The 3,661-nt window shown below is 42.1% G+C and carries 5 protein-coding genes; 2 read left to right on the plus strand and 3 right to left on the minus strand.

Going from position 1 to position 3,661, the window contains the following annotated elements; translation table 11 throughout:
• Positions 1–226: 226 nt before the first annotated feature.
• The gene (locus tag ACFQ2O_RS20560; RefSeq protein WP_377532535.1) at positions 227–1,036 is read right to left on the minus strand and encodes a M48 family metalloprotease; all 810 of its coding nucleotides are present in this window, start codon (positions 1,034–1,036) and stop codon (positions 227–229) included.
• A 260-nt stretch (positions 1,037–1,296) separates the two neighbouring features.
• Here ACFQ2O_RS20560 and ACFQ2O_RS20565 point away from each other — a divergent pair, with 260 nt between their 5' ends.
• Entirely contained in the window at positions 1,297–1,494 is a 198-nt protein-coding gene (locus tag ACFQ2O_RS20565; protein ID WP_377532538.1) for a hypothetical protein, read from the plus strand.
• A 79-nt stretch (positions 1,495–1,573) separates the two neighbouring features.
• Here the strand turns inward: ACFQ2O_RS20565 and ACFQ2O_RS20570 are convergent, their stop codons facing one another.
• Complete coding sequence (locus ACFQ2O_RS20570; RefSeq protein ID WP_377532541.1) at positions 1,574–2,389, minus strand: murein L,D-transpeptidase catalytic domain family protein; 816 nt, start codon at positions 2,387–2,389, stop codon at positions 1,574–1,576.
• A 263-nt stretch (positions 2,390–2,652) separates the two neighbouring features.
• Here ACFQ2O_RS20570 and ACFQ2O_RS20575 point away from each other — a divergent pair, with 263 nt between their 5' ends.
• Positions 2,653–3,036: a hypothetical protein gene (locus ACFQ2O_RS20575; protein WP_377532544.1), complete on the plus strand. Its 384-nt coding sequence runs from the start codon at positions 2,653–2,655 to the stop codon at positions 3,034–3,036.
• Positions 3,037–3,264: 228 nt separating this feature from the next.
• Here the strand turns inward: ACFQ2O_RS20575 and ACFQ2O_RS20580 are convergent.
• Positions 3,265–3,661 (minus strand): hypothetical protein (locus tag ACFQ2O_RS20580; RefSeq protein WP_377532547.1); only part of this gene is annotated, 397 nt, incomplete at its 5' end.

Here is a 3,661-nt window from a genome sequence, read left to right on the forward strand (position 1 = left end):
ATATAGTCTAAGTCTAATAAATTATTTTCTATAAGCCTGCTTCTTCTTTATAAGTAGAAATAACATATTTAAACCAAGACGCGCTTTACTCAGTTTTCCATTATGAAACGCACCCTACTATGCTCAGAAGAGTTATGCGTTGGGCAAATGCTACATGCATTACATAGTAAGACAGTGCCAGATGCTATTATAGTTTATGTTTTTAACCTGCACAAGAATGGCTGTCTTACTCTTTGAGGTCAGCAGGTAGGCCCCTTGGATATTCTGCTTTAATAGCGCGCTCAATTTCCGCCACTCTGTTACCAGGGTTCGGGTGCGTCTGTAAAAATTCTGGCCCAGATGCACCTCCTCCTGCCTCTTCCAGAATATGCATCACCTCGATCATGGCGCGAGGATTATATCCGGCAGATCCTGTTAACTGCACAGCCAGCCTGTCTGACTCCAGCTCATCTTCGCGACCGAAACGCATGTTGGTTAATTGCCCTATCATGGCGGCAACGGCAGCACCCGAGCGGCTGGCAGGGTTATCAGGATCATATGTGGCAATAGCCGCAGCACCAGATAATCCCTGGGTTAGCTTTGCTTTGGCTAATTGCTCCGCGGAGTGGCGTGCTACAACATGGCCAATTTCATGCCCAAGTACACCAGCAAGTTGTGCCTCTGACTGAAGGCGCTTAAGCAAACCTGCCGTGATAAATACCTGCCCACCTGGCAGTGCAAAGGCATTCACCGTCTGCTCATCTGCCAGTAGATGAAAATCAAACTGGTAAGGAGTTTCTCTTACACGCGTGCTCTGGACTAGCTCCTGGCCAATAGCTTTTACAGATGCCGCTGCCTCCCTGTCCGGGTGCAAACCTCCATATTGCTGCGCCATTTCAGGGGCAGCCTGTAAGCCTAAGGCAATCTCCTGCTCCACTGTCATGTCTACGTGCTGCTTCTCGCCTGTAAATTCATTTTCCTGGCTGCTACACCAATAGCTTACCAGCGACACTGCTGCTAAAATAATTGCTATAATAAATTTCAGGATGACTCTCATGTCTATCTAAACACAATTTTGGTTGAAGTTGTACCTGCTTCAACGGCATACATATATAAGTAGTTTAAGCTTTGCTACCATTGCCAAAAATGTAACAATCCAGAATAACAGGAATGGCTTTGGGTAAAAAGATTAAAATACTGATAACAGGATTTATCAGCATAAATTAGCATAAGTATATACTTAAAAGTATAACTATCGTAATAACCTGAACTTTGCAGACTTTCTGCATCTATACATGTTGAACAAAACGAATCGCTATGAACCAGAAGCGCACATTTGGAACCCTGCTCACGCTATTAGGCATTGCAGGTATAATATGGGGAGCTATTGCCTTCCTGATGGGAGGTGATGGCGGTATGGTAGGAAAGTATACTTCCGCTGTTCCCTTTGTAGTAGGACTGATATTTTTCTTTTCAGGAATTAACTTACTGAAGACTACTAAAGATCAGGCTTAAAGCCTTTTCATAACAAAGGCCCCTGCCGCAAATAAGCAGCAGGGGCCTTTGTTATTCGTTATAGCAGTTTGTCGCTTAATTATATTGTCATTCCGGCAGCTCCTCCTGCTTCCATGGCGTATGTTTCAACAGCCTGGTTATCATTCAGGTAGCGTGAAGTATACTTGCTATCGTTGCCGTGAATGTAAAAAACAGATTTGTTCTTTATCAGGTTTATTACCTCGTCAGAGATTTCAGTCGGTATAGATGGGCAACCTAAGCTGCGCCCAAGTCTTCCATTTTGCTTTACAAATTTTTCGCTCACATAATCAGCACCATGCACTACAATGGCACGAGCCATAGCATTGGTATTAAACCCCTCGTCCATACCTTTCATGCGCAACGACAAACCGTGCTTACCATAATAGGGTGCATCAGTTATATAAAAACCAAGGCTGCTCATGTAAGAATTAGGAGTATTCGAAAACTGATTCGCTTTATCCTGGCCAGTGTTGCGCCCGTGTGCTACCAGTGTATTAAATAAAACCTTCTTTGTTTTAAGGTTAATGATCCAAAGGCGTTTTTCGCTGCTTGGTTTAGTGAAATCTACAACAGATAAAATTGATTGGGACGGTGATATTAATTTTGATTGCTTAAAGTTCTGTACCCCTACCACAGCTTTACGAAAAACTTCATAGCTGAGTCCTTTACGCTTCAGGTCCATACGGTCATACAATCCTTCCACATGATTTTCAAAAGCCTCTTTCTTCGCTACTACAGAAGAACCTGAAACGGGTACAGCAGTGCTTACTGTAGTTGTCATAGTGGGTGTTGCTGATGCAGTGGCTCTCTCCGGCATAGAAGAGGCGAATGACATAAGACCAAGCGTAATTGAAGTCAGAAAGAATTTTACCATAAGTTATTAGCTTCTAGTTTAGGCGTTCGGTTTATACAACAGGCAACACAGTACTTATCGTTCCTTGGTCTAAGGAATTACTTTCCTCATCTTTAAATGAAATCTAGCTTATATCTTCTACAAATGCAACAGAGGCTTATGTATGGTAGCAGAACTATTTGCGCAATTATATTTGTATCAGCGCCATATCTAAGTATATTTTTTGCTGTTTAGCTTGTAAGGCAATGCGTAATGCTGCAATTTTGAACTGAAACAATAGGAATATGATAAAGATACGTACAGCTATACCTGCTATTGGCCTTTTAATTATGTATGCTTGTGGCGTGCCAGAGAGTATGCAGGATTTTGATAGCAATACCTGGAAAAACGACCGCTACAGTTGCCAAAATCAAAGAGCTGCTTTAGTAGATGATTTTGATAAAATAAGAAAAGAACTGTATGGCAAAAAGGAGTATGTAATAAGAAATTTGTTAGGTAAGCCAGATAGTGAAGAACTGCTTGAAGGTAACCAGCGACTCTACTTCTACTACTTTGAGCCTGGAGCACAATGCGAAAATAAGCGGCAGCTATCGGAATCCAACAGGGTGCAGATACGCATCAACTCCGTTGGTAAAATATCTGAAGTTGGATATTACAGACCTATCTAGGAGCATGGCTTAAATTCATCCTTTGCGCTGAAACCGCCTGTAACCGATCCTGATTTTAAGCTTTTTTCACCCCATAGCGCTGCTATTGAGATAAATCTCTAAAATCGTTTTGCTAGGGTCCTTTCCATGTAGGTTCTGTTTACAAAAACGAAATGGAAGCAGGCTCTAAAAAAGCAAAGCCCGGCACAAGTACCGGGCTTTGTCTATTAGATTAAAAATCTTTCTGCTTTAATCAGCTTCGTGTTCAGAGAGGAACTGCATATTAAAGCGGCCTTCCAGTTCTCGATATTGCTTCAGTTGCTGCTCTGTTAAAACAGTCTCTAAGCCACGATCATTTTGAAGATTGATCGTTCTGAATTTTTTGTTTTTAGCCCCGTAGCTGTTTAAGTTACTTGCCTCAGCGTTTTCTAATTGTGCGAAGCGCTCAGCATTTAGCTTCTGTACCTGCGCAAATTGTGCATCAGTTAAATTCAGCTCCTGCTTCATTTCAAGGCTAGCCATCGCAGGCCCATCCAAATTCATAGATAGTACAACCAGGTCTAGCTCATCTTCATTCAGGCTTAGCCGTTGCGCGTAACTGGCAGAACCAAAAACCAACAGTAAAACTATAAGTATATATTTCTTC

Origin of the sequence: Pontibacter rugosus (assembly GCF_042678745.1) — a bacterium.
GTDB classification, from domain to species: domain Bacteria; phylum Bacteroidota; class Bacteroidia; order Cytophagales; family Hymenobacteraceae; genus Pontibacter; species Pontibacter rugosus.